At 67.8% G+C, this 20725-nt stretch carries 21 protein-coding genes; 13 read left to right on the forward strand and 8 right to left on the reverse strand.

The genetic code is table 11. The annotated features are described in order from the left end of the window. Positions 1–47: 47 nt before the first annotated feature. Positions 48–1397, forward strand: a complete 1350-nt coding sequence (locus ACO2RV_RS21025; RefSeq protein WP_423296238.1) for a glutamate--tRNA ligase — start codon at positions 48–50, stop codon at positions 1395–1397. A 6-nt stretch (positions 1398–1403) separates the two neighbouring features. Here the strand turns inward: ACO2RV_RS21025 and ACO2RV_RS21030 are convergent, their stop codons facing one another. After that, the gene (locus ACO2RV_RS21030) at positions 1404–2441 is read right to left on the reverse strand and encodes a DUF2865 domain-containing protein (protein ID WP_423296194.1); all 1038 of its coding nucleotides are present in this window, start codon (positions 2439–2441) and stop codon (positions 1404–1406) included. 196 nt (positions 2442–2637) lie between these two features. Here ACO2RV_RS21030 and ACO2RV_RS21035 point away from each other — a divergent pair, with 196 nt between their 5' ends. Continuing rightward, positions 2638–3150, forward strand: coding sequence for a CreA family protein (locus ACO2RV_RS21035; protein ID WP_423296195.1), 513 nt, complete (start codon positions 2638–2640; stop codon positions 3148–3150). Positions 3151–3217: 67 nt separating this feature from the next. On the opposite strand, the gene ACO2RV_RS21040 is transcribed toward ACO2RV_RS21035, so the two are convergent. Next, positions 3218–3544 carry a hypothetical protein gene (locus ACO2RV_RS21040; protein WP_423296196.1) on the reverse strand — a complete coding sequence of 109 codons (327 nt, stop codon included), beginning with the start codon at positions 3542–3544 and terminating at the stop codon, positions 3218–3220. 357 nt (positions 3545–3901) lie between these two features. Between ACO2RV_RS21040 and cysS the strand changes: the two genes are divergently transcribed. The 3 genes from cysS (at position 3902) to ACO2RV_RS21055 (ending at position 7218) form a co-directional block, all read left to right on the forward strand. Beyond that, positions 3902–5296: a cysteine--tRNA ligase gene (gene cysS, locus ACO2RV_RS21045; RefSeq protein ID WP_423296197.1), complete on the forward strand. Its 1395-nt coding sequence runs from the start codon at positions 3902–3904 to the stop codon at positions 5294–5296. Further along, positions 5293–5799, forward strand: coding sequence for a GNAT family N-acetyltransferase (locus ACO2RV_RS21050; RefSeq protein WP_423296198.1), 507 nt, complete (start codon positions 5293–5295; stop codon positions 5797–5799). Before cysS ends, ACO2RV_RS21050 begins: the two co-directional genes overlap by 4 nt. A 222-nt stretch (positions 5800–6021) precedes the next feature. After that, the gene (locus tag ACO2RV_RS21055; protein WP_423296199.1) at positions 6022–7218 is read left to right on the forward strand and encodes a GGDEF domain-containing protein; all 1197 of its coding nucleotides are present in this window, start codon (positions 6022–6024) and stop codon (positions 7216–7218) included. 5 nt (positions 7219–7223) lie between these two features. Here ACO2RV_RS21055 and ACO2RV_RS21060 read toward each other — a convergent pair whose 3' ends face one another. Beyond that, positions 7224–7835, reverse strand: a complete 612-nt coding sequence (locus tag ACO2RV_RS21060; RefSeq protein WP_423296200.1) for a TIGR00730 family Rossman fold protein — start codon at positions 7833–7835, stop codon at positions 7224–7226. A 178-nt stretch (positions 7836–8013) separates the two neighbouring features. On the opposite strand from ACO2RV_RS21060, the gene ACO2RV_RS21065 reads away from it, so the two are divergent. From ACO2RV_RS21065 to pssA, 5 genes are all read left to right on the forward strand, one after another. Continuing rightward, positions 8014–8367: an ArsR/SmtB family transcription factor gene (locus tag ACO2RV_RS21065; protein ID WP_423296201.1), complete on the forward strand. Its 354-nt coding sequence runs from the start codon at positions 8014–8016 to the stop codon at positions 8365–8367. 65 nt (positions 8368–8432) lie between these two features. Further along, positions 8433–10364, forward strand: coding sequence for an ABCB family ABC transporter ATP-binding protein/permease (locus ACO2RV_RS21070; protein ID WP_423296202.1), 1932 nt, complete (start codon positions 8433–8435; stop codon positions 10362–10364). Positions 10365–10393: 29 nt separating this feature from the next. Further along, positions 10394–11413 carry a patatin-like phospholipase family protein gene (locus tag ACO2RV_RS21075; protein ID WP_423296203.1) on the forward strand — a complete coding sequence of 340 codons (1020 nt, stop codon included), beginning with the start codon at positions 10394–10396 and terminating at the stop codon, positions 11411–11413. Positions 11414–11504: 91 nt separating this feature from the next. Then, entirely contained in the window at positions 11505–12203 is a 699-nt protein-coding gene (locus ACO2RV_RS21080; RefSeq protein ID WP_423296204.1) for a phosphatidylserine decarboxylase, read from the forward strand. A 23-nt stretch (positions 12204–12226) separates the two neighbouring features. Further along, a complete protein-coding gene (gene pssA, locus ACO2RV_RS21085) occupies positions 12227–13102 on the forward strand; it encodes a CDP-diacylglycerol--serine O-phosphatidyltransferase (RefSeq protein WP_423296205.1) in 876 nt (291 codons plus the stop codon). A 104-nt stretch (positions 13103–13206) separates the two neighbouring features. Here the strand turns inward: pssA and ACO2RV_RS21090 are convergent, their stop codons facing one another. Then, complete coding sequence (locus ACO2RV_RS21090; protein WP_423296206.1) at positions 13207–13461, reverse strand: transferase; 255 nt, start codon at positions 13459–13461, stop codon at positions 13207–13209. A gap of 330 nt (positions 13462–13791) precedes the next feature. Further along, positions 13792–14400, reverse strand: coding sequence for a protease inhibitor Inh/omp19 family protein (locus ACO2RV_RS21095; protein ID WP_423296207.1), 609 nt, complete (start codon positions 14398–14400; stop codon positions 13792–13794). 290 nt (positions 14401–14690) lie between these two features. Between ACO2RV_RS21095 and ACO2RV_RS21100 the strand changes: the two genes are divergently transcribed. Further along, on the forward strand, positions 14691–15461 hold the full coding sequence (locus tag ACO2RV_RS21100; RefSeq protein ID WP_423296208.1) for an SDR family NAD(P)-dependent oxidoreductase: 771 nt from the start codon (positions 14691–14693) through the stop codon (positions 15459–15461). A 3-nt stretch (positions 15462–15464) separates the two neighbouring features. Here the strand turns inward: ACO2RV_RS21100 and chrA are convergent, their stop codons facing one another. Together chrA and ACO2RV_RS21110 are read right to left on the reverse strand one after the other, a co-directional pair. Further along, positions 15465–16685: a chromate efflux transporter gene (gene chrA / locus ACO2RV_RS21105; RefSeq protein WP_423296209.1), complete on the reverse strand. Its 1221-nt coding sequence runs from the start codon at positions 16683–16685 to the stop codon at positions 15465–15467. A gap of 64 nt (positions 16686–16749) precedes the next feature. Further along, positions 16750–17619, reverse strand: coding sequence for a LysR substrate-binding domain-containing protein (locus ACO2RV_RS21110; RefSeq protein ID WP_423296210.1), 870 nt, complete (start codon positions 17617–17619; stop codon positions 16750–16752). Between the two features lie 226 nt (positions 17620–17845). Here ACO2RV_RS21110 and ACO2RV_RS21115 point away from each other — a divergent pair, with 226 nt between their 5' ends. Then, on the forward strand, positions 17846–18874 hold the full coding sequence (locus tag ACO2RV_RS21115; RefSeq protein ID WP_423296211.1) for a DMT family transporter: 1029 nt from the start codon (positions 17846–17848) through the stop codon (positions 18872–18874). Positions 18875–18947: 73 nt separating this feature from the next. After that, positions 18948–19286, forward strand: a complete 339-nt coding sequence (locus ACO2RV_RS21120) for a rhodanese-like domain-containing protein (protein ID WP_423296212.1) — start codon at positions 18948–18950, stop codon at positions 19284–19286. 7 nt (positions 19287–19293) lie between these two features. On the opposite strand, the gene ACO2RV_RS21125 is transcribed toward ACO2RV_RS21120, so the two are convergent. Then, complete coding sequence (locus tag ACO2RV_RS21125) at positions 19294–20673, reverse strand: aspartate aminotransferase family protein (RefSeq protein ID WP_423296213.1); 1380 nt, start codon at positions 20671–20673, stop codon at positions 19294–19296. Between the last annotated feature and the right edge of the window lie 52 nt (positions 20674–20725).

The following is a 20725-nucleotide window of genomic DNA, read 5'->3' on the forward strand; positions in this document are numbered from 1 at the left end:
GCAGACATCCGCATTGCCTGCCGCTGCCATCGCGGCGATAAGGCGGCATCATGAACGCACCCGTCCTTCGCTTCGCCCCCTCGCCGACCGGCCTCTTGCATGTCGGCAATGCCCGCACCGCGCTCTACAACGCGCTCTATGCCCGGCGCGAGGGCGGCACCTTCATCCTGCGCTATGACGACACCGACACCGCGCGCTCGACGGAAGAGTTCGCGCACGCCATCGCCCGCGACATTGGCTGGCTGGGGCTGGTGCCGGACCGGGTCGAGCGGCAGTCGGACCGGCTGCCGCGCTACGACGCGGCGGTGGAGGCGCTGAAGGCGAGCGGGCGGCTCTACCCCGCCTATGAGACCGAGGAGGAGTTGGAGACGCGCCGGCTCTCCCGCCGCCGGCGCGGCCTGCCGCCGCTTTACGACCGCGCGGCGCTCAAGCTCACCGATGCCGACCGTACGCGTCTGGAGGCCGAGGGACGTCGCCCGCATTGGCGCTTCCGGCTGGACGGGCGCAAGGTCGCGTGGAGCGATCTCGTGCGCGGCGAGCAGACGGTCGATACCGCGACGCTGTCCGACCCCGTGCTGGTGCGCGCGGACGGCTCCTATCTCTACACGCTGACCTCGGTGGTCGACGACATCGAGATGGGCGTCACCCATGTGGTGCGCGGCGAGGACCACGTCACCAATACCGGCGTGCAGATCGAGATTATCGAGGCGCTGGGCGGCGCGGTGCCGGTGTTCGGCCATCACAATCTGCTCACCCTGCCGAGCGGGGAGGGGCTGTCCAAGCGGCTCGGGCACCTGTCGCTGAACGCTCTGTGTGAGGAAGGGCAGGAGGCGCTGGCGGTCGCCGCGCTCGCCGTGCTGACCGGAACGTCGCTGGCGGTTGAGCCGGTCACCGACCTCGACGCGCTGGCGGCCAAGATCGACTTTACCAAGATTTCCCGCGCGCCGGCGCGCTTCGATCCCGCCGACCTCGATGCGCTCACCGCCGCCACGCTGCACCATCTGCCCTATCCGGCGGTGGCCGATCGCCTTGCGGCACTGGGCGTCGGCGGTGGCGAGACGTTCTGGCTGGCGGTCCGGGGCAACCTTGCCCGGCTCGCTGACGCGCCGCGCTGGTGGGCCGTGGTCGAGGGGCCGCTGGATCCGGCGGTCGAGGCGGAGGATGTCGATTTTCTGAAGCAGGCGGCGGAGCTGCTACCGCCCGAGCCGTGGGACGGCGAGGTCTACACCGCGTGGCTGAGCGCGCTGAAGCCGGCCAGCGGCCGCAAGGGGCGGGGGCTGTTCCATCCGCTGCGCCTCGCACTGACCGGAGCCGAAAGCGGGCCGGAGCTGAAGGCGCTGCTGCCGCTGATCGGGCGGGAACGGGCCGCCGCCCGGCTCAGGGGCGAGCGGGCCTGAATTTCCTCAGGGCTTCTTGCTGGCCGGAGCCGGCGTCGCCGGGCGCGGCTGCGCCATTTCGCGCGAGGCGTCCTCGGTGACGACGATGTCGCCCTTGCGCAGGGTCGGGTCGTCCTGCTGGGTCAGCGCCTGTGCCCAGCTCATGCCCGCCGGACGGCAGGAACACGCCGCGACGTACTGCTTCTTGTAGAGCAGCGCGTTGGGCAGCGACATGTAGGACTGGCCATTGGTGCCGACCGCCTGCTCGATATCCTCGCCCGGATTGCGATAGGCGAACAGCCTGGCTTCCGTGCCGGGGCACTGGCGCTGGCACTGTGCTTCATCCGAGGAGAACTTGGCCGGCGTCGCGGCGTAGGAGACCGGGAAGAAGAAGCCGTCGCAGGTGCGCACGCACACGGTGCGATAGGTCGAGACCTTCGGCATCTCCAGCGGCTGGACATCCAGCGGGCCGGACTCCTCGTCGATGGTGCGCGGCACGCCGAACAGCTGCTCGAAGAAATTTCGCGGCGCGCGGCGCTGCGCCGGCGCATTGCCGCCCTGGGGCTGGCCGAGCGCAGCCTGGTACTGCGCGCCGCAATTGTTCTGCGCGAGGGCATAGATCAGCTGGCGGCGCTGCTCGTCGATGCCGCCGCGCTGGCCCTGCGCGGACATCATGGTGCGGTCGAGCGCCGAACGGGCCTGAGTCAGCCGGCGGTTGAGCGCGTCGCATTGCGGTGGCAGCTGCGGCTGGAAGATGAGAAAGCCGCGCTTGTCGCAGCCGATCTGCCGCACCTGCGCGGTGAGGTCGGCAATTTCCCGCCGCTGCTGCTCGATCTGCGCGCCGAGGTCCGGCTGGTCCGCATTGCCGCCTCCGCGATCGAGCGAGGCGAGCTGGCCCTCGAGACGGATGCAGACCGAGCGGTCGACCTGCGGAGCGCCGCCGCCGATGGCGCCGGGTGGCAGGTCCTGCGCCCAGGCTGCACCCGGGTTCATCGCTCCCACGAGCCCCATGAGCATGGCGGAAGTAATGAAGGCGCGGAACGGGCGGCGGTTCTGAAGCATCATCTGATCGGCTGTTTCACTCGGCTGCCCGGCTGTGTGCCGGAATTGCGCGGCAAGGGCAATGACAACAGGCAATGAGCACGGCGAGCTTGTCGAAATTTTGAACCGATCGGAATCTCCTCCATGGGAACGACGCGGTCTTCTCCCTGCGGCACCGCGGGCCCATATCATGCGCGAGATTTTCTGGAGTAACCCTCGCATGAACCGATTCGTGCCGCTTGCCGCCCTGCTCGTGCTTACAGGCTTCGGCCTCGCGCCCGCCCTGGCGCAGGAGCCCGACCTGATCTTCAGGAAGTCGACGGTCTGGAAGTTCCTGACTCCCGACGACAAGCTCGCCACCTATGGCATCGACGATCCCGTGGTGGAGGGTGTCGCCTGCCACTACACCGTGCCGGAGAAGGGCGGGGTGAAGGGCATGCTGGGTGTCGCCGAGGAGGTGTCGGACATCTCCATCGCCTGCCGTCAGATCGGGCCGATCGCCTTCAAGGCGAAGTTCGAGCAGGGCGACGTGGTCTATCGCGAGAGCCGCTCGCTGATCTTCAAGAAGATGCAGATCGTGCGCGGCTGCGACGTGAAGCGCAATGTGTTGGTCTATCTCGTCTATTCGGACAAGCTGATCGACGGCAGTCCGAAGAACTCGACCTCGACGGTGCCGATCATGCCGTGGGGCGCGACGAACGAGGCGCCCAAATGCGCCGACTTCGTGAAATGAAAAAGCGGCCGGAACGATCCGGCCGCCACGTCGCGCTTCATCTACCTGCCAGCGTCCTGCGGCAGGCTCACTTGCTGCAGGTGATGGCGACCGTCTCGGCGCAGCCCGCGCCGTAGCAGGCGGTGCGCACCGGGGTGCTGGAAACCGCGCCGATCGTGGCGTCGGACTTCACCTTCCCGAAGCCGACGGCGCGCTCATAGTCGTGCACCCGGCACCAGGCATCGGCCATGGCCTGGCCGCAGGACGCGCCTGAGGCGACGCAGGCATCGATGCCGTAGCCGTCCGAGGAGTCGACGATGAAGATTTCGCGGGCTTCCTGCGCGGTCGCGATGACCGGGGAGAGAGTGAGCAGGGCGGCGACGAAAGCGGTGCGGAGACGCGAAGCGGGGCGCATGGGAAGGGACTTGCGGTTGGTGGCGACGGGGACGAAGGCAGCGGGCGCGGGGGCGTCCGGCTAGCTAACGCGAATGTGGCGAAAAGGTTTGAAGCGACCCTTAACGAATCTTCGGTGACGACCCGTCCGGGGAAGCGAGGGTGGGAAATAGCGCTGCCGCGGAAGGACCGTCAACCGTTCCCGGGTATGGCTACCATGCGGCGGCCGCGGGGCGATTTCCGGCGCGAACGGCCGGCAGGCGCGGCTTTTCCGGTCGCCTGCTTGACGTGGCGGGCCAAACCGACGACAGACGCTTTTTTCGCCCGCAGGGGCGCGAAGGTTGCCCCGCGTTTGGGGGCGCCGAGGAGATGAGAATTCATGTCGGGCATATCGGGGTCGGGTCTTCCCGAGCTGAAGCTGTACAACACGCTCACGCGCGCCAAGGAGGCATTCGCGCCCCTGGATCCGGCGAAGGTGCGCATGTATGTGTGCGGCCCGACGGTCTATGACTTCGCGCATATCGGCAATGCCCGCCCAGTGATCGTGTTCGATCTCCTGTACCGGCTGCTGCGCCACCTCTATGGCGCCGAGCACGTCAAATATGTCCGCAACATCACCGACGTGGACGACAAGATCAACGCGCGCGCCGCGCAGGAATATCCCGGTCTCGACCTCAACGAGGCCATCGGCAAGGTGACCTTCACCACCGAGGCGCAGTTTCACGACGACCTCGAAGCGCTCGGCGTGCTGCATCCCGATGTCGAGCCGCGCGCGACCGAGCACATCGTCGAGATGCGCGTGCTGATCGAGAAGCTGGTCGCCTCCGGCCATGCCTATGTCGCGGAGAACCACGTGCTGTTCTCCGTGCCCTCCATGCCCGATTACGGCAAGCTTTCGCATCGTCCGCTGGACGAGATGCTGGCCGGGGCGCGGGTGGATGTGGCGCCCTACAAGCAGGACGCCATGGACTTCGTGCTGTGGAAGCCGTCGAAGCCCGGCGAGCCGGGCTGGCCTTCGCCGGCGGGCATCGAGGTGCCGGGCCGTCCCGGCTGGCACATCGAATGCTCGGCCATGAGCTGGAAGCATCTCGGCGAGACCTTCGATATCCATGGCGGCGGCATCGACCTCGTCTTCCCGCACCATGAGAACGAGGTGGCGCAGTCGCGCTGCGCGTTCCATTCCGGGATCATGGCCAAGGTCTGGATGCACAACGGCTTCCTGCAGGTGGAGGGCGAGAAGATGTCGAAGTCGCTCGGCAACTTCGTCACCATCCGCGACCTGCTGGCCGACTGGCCCGGCGAGGTGTTGCGTCTCAACATGCTGAAGACCCACTACCGCCAGCCGATCGACTGGACGGTGAAGGGGCTGGAGGAGAGCGCCCGCACGCTGGAGCAATGGTTCGACGCCGCGGCGATCGACGCCTATCCGCGTCCCGCGCCCTCGGTGCTGGAAGCGCTGGCCGACGACCTCAACACCCCGAAGGCCATCGCCGAGATGCACGGGCTGAAGGACCATGCCGGCAAGAAGGCGCTGGCAGGCACGCTCGCCTTCCTCGGCTTCACGCCCGGCCCGTTGCAGGAGTGGCTCGCCTCGCGCGCGCCGGAGCTTTCCATCCCCGACCACGAGATCGAGGCGCGTCTGGCCGAGCGCATCGAGGCCCGCCGCAACCGCGACTGGGCGACCTCGGACCGCATCCGCGACGAATTGCTCGCCCTCGGCGTGGCGCTGAAGGACAACAAGGACGGCACCACCAGCTGGGAGCCGAAGCGGTGAGTGCCGCCAGCGCCCCCGCGGCTTCGCTGCGTCCCGCGCTGCCGGGTGACACGCCGATCCTCGCCGCCATCGCGGCCGCGGCGATCTTTGAACTGACCGGCGAGGATTACGACCACGACCAGCAGGAGGCCTGGGCCTCCACAGCCGGCGACGAGGAGACGCTGGCCGAGCGGCTCGCCGATAGCCTCACGCTGGTGGCGACACGCGACAGCGAGCCTGTAGGCTTCATCGCACTCGCCGACAACAAGCGCATCGACTTCCTCTACGTGCACCCTGAAGTCGCAGGGGAGGGCATCGGCGCGTTGCTGTGCGACGCCATCGAGAAGCTGGCCGCCGCGCGCGGCGCCAAGAGCCTGAGCGTGGATGCGAGCGATACGGGGCTCGGCTTCTTCCAGAAGCGCGGCTATGTGCCGAAGCAACGCAACACCGTGCCGCGCGGCGGCGTCTGGCTCGGCAATACCACGATGGAAAAAAGTCTCGTCGCCGAAGGCACGATTCACTGATCCAGCCTTGCGGGGTACGATGATCTTGGATGCGGCCGGCGTCTGGGCGGGATATTGCGGAGTCGGAGGTATTCTGAAACCCTCATTGAGGGCTTTCTCAGACTAGCCGATGTAATACTTGCATTATATCGAGATTTTATTGCTAATTCGGTTGCGTCGAGCGCGGTTTGCACGGCCCTGATGGTCGGTGCCGGACGCCGCGAACCACACCGGACACGCGCCTTGGTCATCGACCTCTTCACCCTCTATGTCGTCATCATGGTGAAGTCGGCCACTTTGTCGGTACTGTGGTTCGCCATCTGGCGCTGCTACAGCGACATCGATGTGGCCAAGATCTGGTTGGCTTCGAACCTGCTCTATATTGTCGGCGGGCTGGTGCTGATCGTCGAGAGCCGGCCGGGGCCGCTCTCATCCGCCATTGTCGGCAACCTCGTGGTGATCTTCGGCTACTTCCTGATCTGGATCGGGTTCTGCCGCTTCTACGATCGGCCCTTGCCATGGCGGTCGAGCCTCCTTGCGACGCTTGCCTGCGCGCTGGTGCTCGTCGGCTTTCAGGACGACCGCATTGTCCGGAACCTGACCTACGCCGTCGGGCAGGGCATACCCCTTCTGCTGTCGATCGCGCTGCTCTTTCGCGAGCGGGGCGGGCGAGCGGGAGCCCTGTTCGCTGCCTGGGCCGCCATCGGAACGTTCGTCGCCATCCTTGCGCGCGCCGTCGGCATGGCGTTGCACGCGAGCGAGATGATCACCGGCGATGCCTACAGCACCGTGCTGTTCGTCACGATACTGGGATCGGTGTTCGGCGGGCTGCTGCTGAATTTCGGCTTCCTTCTGCTGGTTGTCGACCGGCTGCATGCCGACGCGAGCGCCCTGGCGGTTATCGACGAACTGACCGGGCTGGCGAATCGGCGTGTGCTGCTGCAGCGGGTCTCCGACGAGGTGGCGCGGAGCCGGCGGACCGGGCGCAGCTTTGCCCTCATGGTCATCGACCTCGACCACTTCAAGCGCATCAATGACGCTCATGGCCATGCGGCCGGTGACGCCTGCCTCGCTCATTTCAGCCAGCAGGCGCGGATCGATCTGCGCCAGACGGACCTGCTCGCCCGCCTGGGCGGCGACGAGTTCTGCCTGCTGTTGCCCGAAGCGGACGAGACCAGCGCCGAAAGTGCCGCTGCCAGCCTTGCCAAGCGGCTGCGGTCACACCCCGTGTCGTGGAGCGGCCGCACCCTGGCGTTGTCGGTGAGCATCGGCATCGCGGTGTGGCACGCGGGGCGTCATGTCGATGCGGCGACGATCATGGAGGACGCCGATCGCGCGCTCTACGCCGTCAAGCGGCGGGGCCGCGACGGCCACGCCATTGCCAATGTCGAGGAGGCGGCGCCGAAAATGCCCGGTCTGGCGCCGCCGAGCGGCAGCTGACGTCGTCACATCCGGTCGAGCACACTTTCCTCGGCCTCGCCGTGCAGGTCGTGCGCGCTCATATGCGACACGATGGCGTTGAGCTTGGGCATCACCGCCCGCACGCTGTGGGCGACCTGCAGCTTGATCGGCCGGGCGATGTTGACGAAGCCCGTCGACTGCATGTGGTCGAACAGCGACAGCAGCGGATCCCAGAAGCCGGCGATGTTCAGCACCAGCACCGGCTTGGCGTGCCGGTTGAGCTGCACCCAGGTCAGCTGCTCGACCAGCTCCTCCAGCGTGCCGATGCCGCCGGGCAGGGCGATGAAGGCATCCGCGCGCTCGAACATCAGCCGCTTGCGCTCGTGCATGTCCTTGGTGACGATCAGCTCGTGCGCGTGCTCGAACGCCTGTTCCTTGCCGATCAGGAAGTCGGGGATGATGCCGGTGACCTTGCCGCCGGCCTCGGCGCAGGCGCGCGCCGCCGCGCCCATCAATCCCACGCCGCCGCCGCCATAGATGAGGCGGATGTCCTCACGCGCGAAGAGGCGTCCGAGCTCCACCGCCGATTCGAGATAGACCGGATCGTTTCCCGGGGCCGCGCCGCAATAGACGCATACGCTTTTGATCTTTGTCATGCCTGCCATGGTGCACAGCAACAGCAGCGCCGACAAGCGCCGCGTTCGGTCCTCACATGGCATCGTCGGATTGCCGGTGCAATCGGGCGGAGGCGAGCAATGGGCGCCAGTGGTAAAATACGCGCGAAAGCTGGAAATAAGTCTTGAGGCCATCGTTCATCGTCGATAGACGATAGGCATGGATTTCTCCGACGACGATCTCCTCGCGCTGCGGCTGCGGGCGCTGGCCCATCCTGCCCGGCTCGCCATCGTGCGGGCTCTGGCGGCGGCCGACCGTTGCCAGTGCGGCGAGATCGTGCGCGCGCTGCCGCTCGCACAGTCCACCGTTTCCCAGCATCTCAAGGTGCTGAAGGAGGCCGGGCTGATCGCCGGCACGATTGAGGGACCGCGCTCCTGCTATTGCCTCGACAAGGAAAACGTCGCCGCGCTGGCGGAACAGTTCGAGGCGCTGCTCGCGGCGCTGGACGGCGCCGCGCGCAACCCTGCGCCGCGCGGCGGCGGCTTGGTTTCGAGCCTTGCGACGCCTATCTGAACGACAACAAATACGGGAAATCGGGCCGATGACGGTCCGAACGAGCATGTCGAACTGGAAGTCTCATGTCCGCATCTGACGGCGGCGCGGCGCCCTCGCGCCCGACCAAGGCCTCGGAGGTCAATCCGCGTGGCAGCCTGCTCGTCGCGCTGAAGGGGCTCTGGCCCTATCTCTGGCCGGTCGACCGGGCCGATCTGCGCGCGCGTGTCGCCTGGGGGCTCGGCTTGCTGGTGCTGGCCAAGGCCGCCACCATGACCACGCCCTTCTTCTTCAAATGGGCCACCGACGCCGTGGCGGAGGGCGAGGGCGCGCGCATCTCCACCGATGCGATCAGCCTGCTCATCGCCACGCCGCTGGTGCTGACGCTCGCCTATGGCTTCTCGCGTATCGTCATGGCGGGGCTCACCCAATGGCGCGACGGCCTGTTCGCCAAGGTGGCGCTCCATGCCGTGCGGCGCCTTGCGCTGCTGACCTTCGAGCACATGCACGCGCTGTCGCTGCGCTTCCATCTCGAGCGCAAGACCGGCGGGCTGACGCGCGTTCTGGAACGTGCGCGCGAGGGCATCGAGACCATCGTGCGCATGCTGGTGCTGCATCTGGCGCCGACCATCCTCGAATTCGCGATGGTGATCGGCGTGCTGCTCTGGCAGTTCGACTGGCGCTATGTGCTGGCCTCGGTGCTGATGATCATCGCCTACACGGTCTTCACCTTCATGATGACCGAATTCCGCATGGGCATTCGCGCCGCGATGAACGAGAGCGACACCGACGCCAACGCCAAGGCGGTCGACAGCCTGCTCAACTATGAGACGGTGAAGTATTTCGGCGCCGAGAAGTGGGAGGCCGAGCGCTATGACCGTTCCATGGCGCGTTTCGAGCGGGCCTCGATCCGCACCGACACCTCGCTCGCCTGGCTAAATGCCGGGCAGGCGACCATCTTCACCCTCGGCCTGACCGCCGTGATGGCGCTGTGCGTGTTCGACATTCGCGCCGGTCGGCAGTCGGTGGGCTCCTTCGTCATGGTCAACGCCATGATGGTCCAGCTCTACCAGCCGCTGAACTTCCTCGGCATGATCTATCGCGAGATCAAGCAGTCGCTGATCGACATCGAGGCGATGTTCGCCATCCTTGCCCGTCCGCCCGAGATCAAGGATGCGGCCGTCGCCCACCCGCTTGAACTCAAGGGCGGCACGGTGCGCTTCGAGGATGTCCGCTTCTCCTACGATCCCGACCGGGAAATCCTCAAGGGCGTGTCGTTCGAGGTGCCGGCCGGGCGCACCGTGGCCATTGTCGGCCCGTCGGGTGCGGGCAAGTCGACCATTTCCCGCCTGCTGTTCCGCTTTTATGAGGTCAATTCCGGGCGCGTCGTCATCGACGGGCAGGATATTCGCGAGGTGACGCAGGATTCCCTGCGCGCCGCCATCGGCATGGTTCCGCAGGACACCGTGCTGTTCAACGACACGCTCGCCTACAATATCCGCTACGGACGCCCCGGTGCGTCGGACGAGGACGTGCAGAGCGCCGCCGAACTCGCCCAGATCGACGGTTTCGTGCGCCGTACGCCCAAGGGCTACGCAACCGAGGTCGGCGAGCGCGGACTGAAGCTGTCCGGTGGCGAGAAGCAGCGCGTGGCCATCGCCCGCACCATCCTGAAGAACCCGCCGATCCTCATTCTCGACGAGGCGACCTCGGCGCTGGACAGCCACACCGAGCGCGAGATCCAGGATGCGCTGGAGCGCGTCTCGCGCGGGCGCACCACCCTCGTCATCGCGCACCGGCTCTCCACCGTCGTCGGCGCCGACGAGATCATTGTGCTGGAGCACGGCCGCATCGCCGAGCGCGGCACCCATGCCGAGCTGATGCTGCGGCACGGGCTCTACCACTCGATGTGGGAGCGCCAGCGCGAGGCCGAGCGTGCCCGCGAGACGCTCAAGGCCGCCGACGAGCCGATCGAGCCTCTGAGCGAGCGCAAGACGACGAGCGACGCGGCGGCTTAAGCTCCCACGGAATCGATGGGAGAGAGCGGATGCGCAGGCGTGTCGGCATTGCGTGCCAGGGCGGCGGCAGCCATGCCGCCTTCACCGCCGGCGTATTGCGGCGCCTGCTGGCGGTGGAGCATCGTGACGGCTTCGAGCTGGCGGGCATCAGCGGCACCTCCGGCGGGGCGATCTGCGCGGCGCTCGCCTGGGCGGGGCTCGCGAGCGAGGGGCCGGAAGACGCACGCGAGCGCCTCACCGGCTTCTGGAACCGGGTGAAGGCCGATACCCCGATCGACGCCTGGCAGAATTACTGGGGGCTCGCCATGGCCAGCCTGCCGTGGAGCGTCGATGTCAGTCCCTATCGCGTCGACAACGGCGCCGACCGCGTACTGGCGGGCTGGATGAAGGAATTCCTGCGGCTGCGCGAGCTGACCAGGGCGGCGCGCCGGCGGGCGCCGGAGCTGTTCGTCGGCGCCACCGACGTGCTGACCGGCGACCGCTGCATCTTCAGCGGCGTCGATCTCGACTATCCCGATCTCGCCGGATCTGCCGCCATACCCTTTCTGTACAAGGCCGTGCACACGCGCGGACATGTGCTGTGGGACGGGTTGTTCAGCGTCAACCCGCCGATCCGCGACCTGCTGGAGCTCGATCTCGACGAGTTGTGGGTGATCCAGATCAGCCCGCTCAGCGTCGGCAAGGAGCCCAGGAGCTTCGAGGAAATTCGCGACCGGCGCGACCAGCTGGCCGGCAACATGTCGCTGGCGCAGGAGCTGCACTTCGTCGACAAGATCAACGAGCTGGTGGCGATCAACGGCAGGCTGAAGCGCAGGAAGCAGGGGGCTCGCACCGAATATTATACTTCCGTCGCCATCCATCTGCTGGATGCCGGGCTGGAGCAGGCGCGCTTCGGTTCCGCCTCCAAGATCGACCGCAGCCCCAGCCTGATCGACGAGCTCATGGCGCGCGGCGAGGAGATGGCGCCGCGCCTGTTGACCGACGAGACGCTCTGGCCGCGTCGGGGCGCGCTGGAAGGGCGGACCCTCAACGTTCCGCCACAGCCCTGACGGATTCGCCAAGCATTTGACGGATGGTCACTCTGGCCCTACCTCTCCGCCTGCCCGATGATGGGCGGCACCGCACCGGGAAACGTGCTTGATGTCCGTGTTCGATTCGATCCGCAGCGGCCTCGCGCCGATCCATCGGGAGGGCTACCCGTTCATCCTGATCGGGGCCGCCGTCTCGGCGCTGTTCCTGTGGCTGGTGCCGCCGCTCGGCTGGATCGCGGTGCTGATCACCGTTTGGATCTGCTACTTTTTCCGCGATCCCGAGCGGGTGACGCCAGTGCGCGACGGCCTTGTAGTCTCGCCGGCCGATGGGCGGGTGTGCCTGGTGGGTCCCGCCGTGCCGCCAGCTGAGCTCGGCCTTGGCGAGGCGCCGCTGCCGCGCGTGTGCATCTTCATGAACGTGTTCGACGTGCATGTGAACCGCGCTCCGCTGGCGGGACGGGTGACGCGCATCGCCTATCGCCCCGGCAAGTTCCTCTCGGCCGATCTCGACAAGGCCAGCGAGGACAATGAACGCTCCGGCATGGTGCTCGATACCGCCATCGGCGCCGTCGGCGTGGTGCAGATCGCCGGGCTCGTGGCCCGCCGCATCGTCAGCTTCGTGCGCGAGGGCGACAGCCTGGCGCCGGGCGAGCGCTTCGGCCTGATCCGCTTCGGCTCGCGGGTCGACGTCTATTTTCCCGCCGGCACCCGCCCGGCGGTCGCCGAGGGCCAGCGCGCGGTCGCGGGCGAGACCGTGCTTGCCGATCTCGCCGCCATCGGCGTCGAGCCGACCTTCCGCATCGACTGACCCGTAGCCTCGCGAGGAACGCGATGTCCGATCTGTTTCCCCCCTTCGAGCCGGACGCTCCCGAGCCGCGCCGCCGCCGCTTCCAGGCAGTGCCGCTTCGGCTGCTGCTCCCCAATCTGGTGACGCTGCTGGCGCTTTGCGCCGGCCTCACCGGCATCCGCATGGCGATCGAGGGGCGCATGGAACTGGCGCTGGGGGCGATTGTCATCGCCGCAGTGCTCGACGGCATGGATGGCCGGCTGGCGCGCCTGCTGCAAGGAACCTCGCGCTTCGGCGCGGAGCTGGACAGCCTGTCCGATTTCGTGTGCTTCGGCGTGGCGCCGGGGCTGGTGCTCTACATGTGGGGGCTGGAGTCGCTCGGCTCCATTGGCTGGATCGCCGCGCTCGCCTTTGCCATCTGCGCGGCGCTGCGTCTTGCCCGCTTCAACGTGATGCTGGAAGACCCCAACAAGCCCCCGTTCGCCGGCGATTTCTTCACCGGCGTGCCGGCGCCCGCCGGGGCGATCTGCGTGCTGCTGCCGGTCTATCTCGAACTGGTCGGCCTGCCGCGCCTCGTCGCCTCGCCGGCTGTGGCGGCGGCCTATTGCTTCGGCATCGCGCTGCTGATGGTCTCCAAGCTGCCGGCCTGGTCCGGCAAGCGCTTCGGTTCGCGCATTCCGCGCGACAAGGTGATGCCGCTGTTCGTCTGCGTGGTTCTGTTCGTCGCCGTGCTGGTGACCTGGCCCTGGGCGACGCTCGCGGTGCTGTGCGTCGCCTATCTCGCGGCGCTGCCCTTCTCGGCGCTGCGCTACGCCCGGCTGATGCGCGAATATGTGGCGCGCCACCCGGCGGCGGCGATCGGGCCCGATGCCCACCTGGGTTCTGCCCATGACGATGATCGCCACAGCCATCTGAACTGACGGGTCGGCCCGCAGCTCGGTACTAACGAAAACGGCGCCCACAGGGGCGCCGTGTCGGTAAGGAAGACGCCTACCAAGGTGCTTCTGGATCTGGCGACTGTGCCTCAGCGGGCGCGGCGGGCCATGGCTTCGACCCGCGCGGTCAGCGGAGCTGCCGGAAAGGCCTCGCGCAGCAGGCGAAGCGCTTCGGCGTCGGAGCCGGGGCGGGTCAGGTCGAGCATCTGGATCATCAGCTGCGATACCGACGCCGCATCGCGCCGCGCGAACAGGGGACGCCCGGCTTCGAGATCAAGTGAAGCAACCTCGCGCCCCGGGGCGGAGGACATCGAACGCTTGGTCATCACCGCCGCTTGCAGCATCACAAGTCCCTCCGATTGGACGAGCGAATCAATCAGCTTTCCTGATGGATACGATGGACCGCTCCTGCGCCTAACGCACGAACTATTTTCCAGTTCCCGTTCATGTGATCGGCAACTGTGCTCAAGATCTCACAGTCGGGTACTGACGAAATCCGATAGAATACGAAGTCGTGCCCGTTATATTTCGAATATGGACGGATTTTTTCACACGCGCATGACGGCAACCTTTGTGCCGTGCAACACCACGGAGCCTGAATACGGCAATCTGCGTAGATGGGGGTTGGTTGTGTGAAGGAATGACTGGAACCGTGCAGTCATTCGGCCTGAATATCAGGATCGCGTCAGCGAGACCTTCGACCCATCGGCAGTCGCGGTGCCATCATACTGGCCGCCGCCGGCCGGCTGCAGGCGGGCGGTGACCTTGCCGAGGTGGTTCTGCAGCACGATGTCGTTGCCCCAGACGTCCCAGCCCTTGGTCATGAAGATATCGTTCGGGCAGCCGACATCGGCATTGGCGGCAAAGCCGGACATGCCGCGGTCGGTCGACAACGTGACCTTGCAGGTCTTCTGGCCGTTGTCCCAGCCAAAGCTCCAGACGCCGGCGAGCTGGGTGCGCGCCGCGCCGGGTTCGGCAAAGGCCACGCCGCCAGGGGCAGCGGCCGGCGCGGGCGACAGGGCGACCGGCGTTTCCGGTGCGCGCGGCGTCGCCGCGGCAGAGGCGGTCGCGGCAGTGGCGCCATTCCCGGTCGTCTGTGCCGTTCCATGGGTCGCATCGGCAAGGGCGGGCACCGGGGAGCTCTCGATGGAACCGGAGGGGGCCGGCGTGATCTGGCTGGGTTCGACAGCGGCCTGCTGACTTCCGAAGCCGTCCAGCGTCGTGCTGCAGCCGCCCAAAATGAGCGCAACTGCGGTAGTCGTCACGACGATCTTGAGGTTCATCGACCTTCAACTCCTCGCCTGCAATGGCCTGCAGACGTTGGTTCCCGTTCGGTGCCGCATCGGTATTTTCATACGATAGGGCACATCTTCTTGTGTCGCCAAGGATCGTGGCGTGAGCATGACCTTGCCGAGGCGGCAGCCTGTCGCCGATGAATCGCCGCCGGATGGTCAACAGGCGGTTAACGTCGCACGGCCGGGCCGAGGGAACCGCGCGTGGCGCATGGACGCAAGGCTCGGGACGGGCTATTTGCAGCGCAGCAATTCACGCCCGCAGGATAAAGGATGTCGCCATGTACCAGATGCTGGACCCCGCCACCTTGACGGTTCTGGTGACCGGTGCGACGTCGGGCATCGGCGCGGCGAGCGCCCGCCGCTTCGCCCTGGCGGGCGCGCGCGTCATCGGCACCGGCCGTCGCGCCGATCGGCTGATCGCCCTGCGTGACGAACTGGGGCCGAACTTCCACCCGCTGGAGGTCGATGTGCGCGACAATGCCGCGCTGCTCGCCGCGCTCGCCGGCCTGCCGGAAGGCTTTAGCGCCATCAATGTGGTGTTCGCCAATGCCGGCCTCGCGCTCGGGCTGGAGCCGGCGCAGGCGGCCAGCCTCGACGACTGGGAGGCGATGATCGACACCAACATCAAGGGCCTGCTCTACACCGTGAAGGCGACGCTGCCGGCCATGGTCGCGCGCGGCGAGGGCCATGTGGTGTTCACCGGCTCGATCGCCGGCGACTATCCCTATCCCGGCGGCAATACCTATGGCGCGACCAAGGCCTTCGTGAAGCAGTTCACCCTGAACCTGATGGCCGATCTCGCCGGCACGCAGGTCCGCGTGACCAATATCGAGCCGGGCATGGTGGAGACGGAGTTCTCGTTGGTGCGCTTCCACGGCGACGAGACGAAGTCCGGCAGCGTCTATGCCAATCTCCAGCCGCTGACGGCCGAGGACATCGCCGAACAGGTGTTCTTCACCTGCACCCTGCCGCGCCATGTGAACGTCAATCGCCTGCAGGTGCTGCCCACCTGCCAGAGCTTCTCGCCGCTGAAGGTGACGCGGGGCTAGAAGCTACAGAAGCAGCGCGCCGGCGGCGGCGGCGCCGAGCACCACCGCCCATGCCGGCACGCGCCACAGCGCCAGCGCGAGATAGGCGATGACGGCGATGGCGAAGGCGAGGCTGGAGGTGATGCTCGACGTCACCACCGGGTTCCAGAAGGCGGCGCCGAGCAGCCCGACCACGGCGGCGTTGACGCCGCTCATGGCCTTGCGGATGCGGGCATCGGCCGCCAGCCTGGTCCAGAAGCGCAGCGCGCCATAGACCAGCAGCGCCGAGGGCAGGAACATCGCCACGAGGGCGAGCAGGCCGCCCGCGACGCCGTTGGGCGCTGTCGGCATCACCGCGCCTACATAGGCGGCGAAGCTGAACAGCGGGCCCGGCACCGCCTGCGCCGCGCCGTAGCCGGCAAGGAAGGTCTCGCGGGTCAGCCCGCCCGGATGGACCAGTTCGGCCTCGATCAGCGGCAGCACCACGTGCCCGCCGCCGAACACCAGCGCTCCGGCCCGGTACAGCGTATCGAACAGCGCGGCGGCACTGTCGCCGGTCGCCTGCGCCAGCAGCGGCAGTCCGGCGAGCAGGATTGCGAACAGCGCAAGGGAGACGAGGGAAGCGGTTCGCCCCGGCAGATGGCCGGAGGGGGGCTTAACAGGCGTTCCATCCACGGCGAGAAAGGCGAGGCCCGCCGCCGCGCCGAAGGCGATGACGCCGATCTGCCCCAGCGCGCCGGGAAGGACGGCGGCACCCGCCGCGGCGAGAAGGGCGAGGGTCCGGCGCGGCCGATCCGGGCACAGATTGCGCGCCATGCCGAGCACCGCGTCGGCGACCACGGCGGCAGCGGCGATCTTGAGCCCGGCCAGCCATCCGCCGCCGATGCCTGCGGCACCGGCGCTGGTGACGCCATAGGCGAAGGCCAGCATCAGCAGCGCGGAGGGCAGGGTGAAGCCCAGCCAGGCGGCCGTCATGCCGGCCATTCCGGCGCGCATCAGCCCGATCGCCATGCCAACCTGGCTGGAAGCCGGGCCCGGCAGGAACTGGCAGAGCGCGACCAGCGTGGCGTAGGCGTCCTCGCTGAGCCAGCGGCGGCGCGTGACGATGTCCTCTCGGAAATAGCCGAGATGGGCGACCGGGCCGCCGAACGAGGTCAGGCCGAGCCGGAGGAAAACCAGGAACACCTCGCCCGGCGTGCCGGCGGGCGAGGAGACGTCGGCGGGGACTGTTCGACGGGCTGTCATAATGGGCAACAGCTACCGCGCCAGTCGTGCTGCCGCACGCGAATTTTCTATGACAGCGCCAGCACTAAGCGGCCGCGACCGCCGCCGGCATGGACATGGCGGTGCGCAGCGTGTCGGCGAGCCGGCGCGCGGCGGGGGAGGCGGCCGGCGCGAGCAGAAGGCCGATTTCCATGTCGGGCAGGGGAGGCAGTCCGTCCGCCGGGCCGAGCCGGCGCCAGTCGGCAGGTGCCGCGCATTCCGCCAGCGCGGTGATGCACAGGCCGGTCTCGACCGCCGCATGGATGCCGCCCTGGGAGGAAGAGGTGCACGCGACACGCCAGTTCCGTCCGGCCTTGTCGAGCGCGGCGGCGATGTGAGGGCGTGCACGGCAGCCGGTCGGGAACAACGCCAGCGGCAACTGCTCGCTGCGCTCGGGCCGGTGGCCGCGGGCGGCGAGCCACAACAGCTTCTCCTTCTTCAGCAGTTCGCCGGTCGGGCGCGTCAGGTCGCGGGTGATCAGCGCCACGTCGATCTGCCCGCGCTCCACTTCCGGCTCGAGATTCTTCGAGAGATCGCAGCGAATGGAAATCTCCACTCGGGGATACGCCGCCGCGAAGCGGGCGATCGTCGGGGTGAAATAAGCGTCGACATAGTCGTCCGGCATGCCGAGCCGCACGCTTCCCTCGGGCGTGCCGCCCTTGAGGTCGGCCAGCGCCTCGCTTTCGAACGACAGCAGGCGGCGGGCATGTGCGACCAGGCGCTCGCCGGTCTCGGTCAGGGCGATGCCGCGGCGCGAACGCTCCAGCAGTCGCACGCCGAGGCTTTCCTCCAGCTGGGCGATGCGGGCCGATACCGCCGATTGCGTGCGTCCGACCCTCTCCGCCGCGGCGGTGAACCCGCCCGTGTCGACGATGGCGATGAGCATGCCGAGAGATTCTGTGTCGAGATGGCGCATGAAGGGACCCGCCGGAGTGATCGCCGACCCTGGAGGCCGGCCCAAAGTGCATATCGGCCTTTCATATCACTTTTGTCGATGTAACGACAAAATAAATTCACTTTGGCGATTTCAGCGCCGGGTGTAGATCGCTGCACACGGCGCTTCGTCACTGGCGCGCGCCGTGGCGGGCGGATGGGACCCGCAGCATTTTTCCCTGCACGTGCAATTCTGGTCCTCGACCGCGATGTCTCCCCCTCCCGCCGCCGCAATCGTTCCGGCCGCCGCCGCCGGCGTCCATCTCTTCGCCCCCGTCACCAGCGAGGCGCACGAGGCGCTTCTGCGCCGCAACGCCTTCTTCGCGGTAGTGCTGGCGGCGTTCTGCATCGGCTTCTCGGCCATCCTGGTGCGGCTGTCGGATGTCGGGCCGGCGGCGATCGGTTTCTGGCGCCTGTTCTTCGCGCTCGGACCGACGATCATCTGGGCCTATGCCGAGCGCCGCACGGCGCACGGGCGGCGGGTCGCGATGGGTGATACACGGCCGGCACCGCTGTTCACCGTCCGGCAGTTCCTGCTCGCCTCGTTCGCCGGCCTGTTTTTCGGCGCCGACCTCATCGCCTTTCATATCGGCCTTGCCCATACGACGACGGCCAATGCGCTGCTGCTCGGCAATCTCGCCGTGGTGTTCGTGCTGGTCTTCGGTTGGCTCTGTCTCGGTGAGCGCCCCACGCGCGGCCTGCTCATGGCGCTGGGCCTGGCCCTGGCCGGCACAGCGCTGATCATCTCGCGCAGCGCCACCGCCACGGTGAGCGACGCCGCCAGCGTGTTCGGCGATGCGCTCTGCGTTGCTGCGGCACTCTGCTATGCCGGCTACATGCTGGTATCGCGGCTGCTGCGGCGGGGCGGCGAGCACGCCGCCAGCGCGATGGGCGGCGGCATGCTCTCGCTGATCGCCAGCAGCGTCGGCGCGGTGTTCTGCCTCTCCTGGGCGCTGGCAACCGGGGAGATCATCATCCCCCGCAGCATGCAGGGACTGCTGGCGGTGATCGGCCTCGGGCTGATCGCGCATGCGACTGGGCAGGGCCTGACGACCTTCGCGCTTGGCCGCCTGCCGGCGGGGCTCATCTCGACCGTGCTGCTGTTGCAGATCGTCGTCGGCACCATATTGGCCGCGTTCCTGTTCGGCGAGATTCCCTCGCTGGTCGTGGCGATCGGCGGAACCATGGTGGTCGCCGGCGTCGTTGTCGCCCGCCCGCCGCGCGCACCGGGCTCCTGACCACGCCTCCAATCGCCCTTGCGGAGAGGCGGCGGCGGGTCTACCTCCTCGCCTGGTAGCAAGGAGCATGACGATGCAGCCTAATCCCTTCGGTGGCGTGATCGAGAATCTGTCGGTCGACGAGGTCAAGGCCGGGCTCGAGGCTGGCACCATTCTTCTGGTGGACGTGCGCGAGCCCAACGAGCTCGCGGCCGAGCGCATTCCCGGCGCGGTCGAATTCCCGCTCTCGACCTTCGATGCGAGGGCTCTGCCCGATCCCGGCGACAAGACGCTCGTCTTTTCCTGTCGCTCCGGCCAGCGCTCGCAGAAGGCCGCCGCGGCGGCCCAGGCGGCGGGCGTCGAGCTGTTCCGTCACATGGCGGGCGGCATCCTCGCCTGGAAGGAAGCGGGCTTCGAGACGGAGAAGGGCTGAGCGTCCTTCAGTCCGTCAGCCGGCGCACCACGTCGCGCGTCGCCTCGATCAGCCGCTCGACCTGATCCTCGCCGGTTGCCGGCGAGGCCAGCATCATGTCGTGGAACGGCGAGATCAGCACGCCGCGCACCAGCATGGCGAGATGGATCGCCGCCTCCAGATCCGGGAAATGCGCCGACTTCGCCTGGCCGCCATCAGTGAGCGGCCGGGGCGCGCGCACCACCTCCACGCGGGCACCGCAGCGGGCGATGTGCCAGGGCAGGCGCGCATCCCTCAGCACCGCCGACAGCCCGGCTTCCATCCGGTCCGCCAGGCGGTTCATATGGGCATAGGCGGCGTCGGTGGCGACATGCTCCAGCGTCGCGCGCAGGGCGGCGAGCTGTAGCGGGCTGCCCGACAGCGTCGTCCCCATGCCGGAATGGCCTTCCGGCCGGTGCTCCTGCGCGTGCTTCAGGCGCGCCGCCACTTCCGCCGACATGCCCCAGACCGAGGCCGGAATGCCGCCGGCGATCGCCTTGCCGACCACGAACAGGTCCGGCGCGAGGCCGAACTTGCGCGTATAGCCGCCGGGGCCGGAGGAGAGCGTGTGGGTCTCGTCGATCAGCAGCAACGTGCCGTGGCGGCTGCAGATGTCGCGCAGGCCCTCATGGAAGCCGGGCTGCGGCAGCACCATGGCGCAATTGGTCATGGCCGGCTCGGTGATGACGCACGCCACCGTCCGGTCCGACAGCGCCTCTTCCAGCGCGTCGAGATCGTTGAACGGCACGACGCGGGTGAGTTGGGTGAGGTCGCGTGGTTCGCCCATCAGGCCCGGCCGGTTCGCCGGGCGGCCATTGGCGGCGATCTCCACGAACGTCTCATCGACCGCGCCATGATAGGCGCCGTCGAAGACGAGAATGCGCGGGCGCCCGGTCGCCGCCCGCGCGGCGCGGAGCGCGAAGCGGTTGGCATCTGTCGCCGTGGTGGCAATCTGCCAATAGGGCAGGCCGAAGCGGGCGGTGAGCAGGTCGCCGACGGCCGCAGCGTCGGGGCTCGGCAACATGGTGGCAAGGCCCAGCCTTGCCTGCCGGGTCAGCGCTTCCGCCACCGGCGCCGGCCCATGGCCGAACAGCGAAGCGGTGTCACCGAGGCAGAAATCGTCATAGCCGTGGCCGTCGACATCGAGGAGCCGTGCACCCGTTGCCTCCGCCACTACCAGCGGCACCGGGGTCGACCAGTCGACCATCCAGTGCATCGGCACGCCCTGGAACAGGTGGGCGGCGGCGCCGGCCGCGGCGCGGGTCTTCGGCCGCATGCCGAGATAGAGCGCCTCGGCCTCGGAACGCAACGCGGCGGTACGGGCCGGGCTGATGCCCGATCCCTCGGCGAACGGAGCGACTATGTTCATCTTGCCGTCACCCGGCGCAGTTGGCCACAGACGTCCATATAAGCACGTTTCC

Origin of the sequence: Ancylobacter sp. VNQ12 (assembly GCF_049445835.1) — a bacterium.
Lineage (GTDB): Bacteria > Pseudomonadota > Alphaproteobacteria > Rhizobiales > Xanthobacteraceae > Ancylobacter.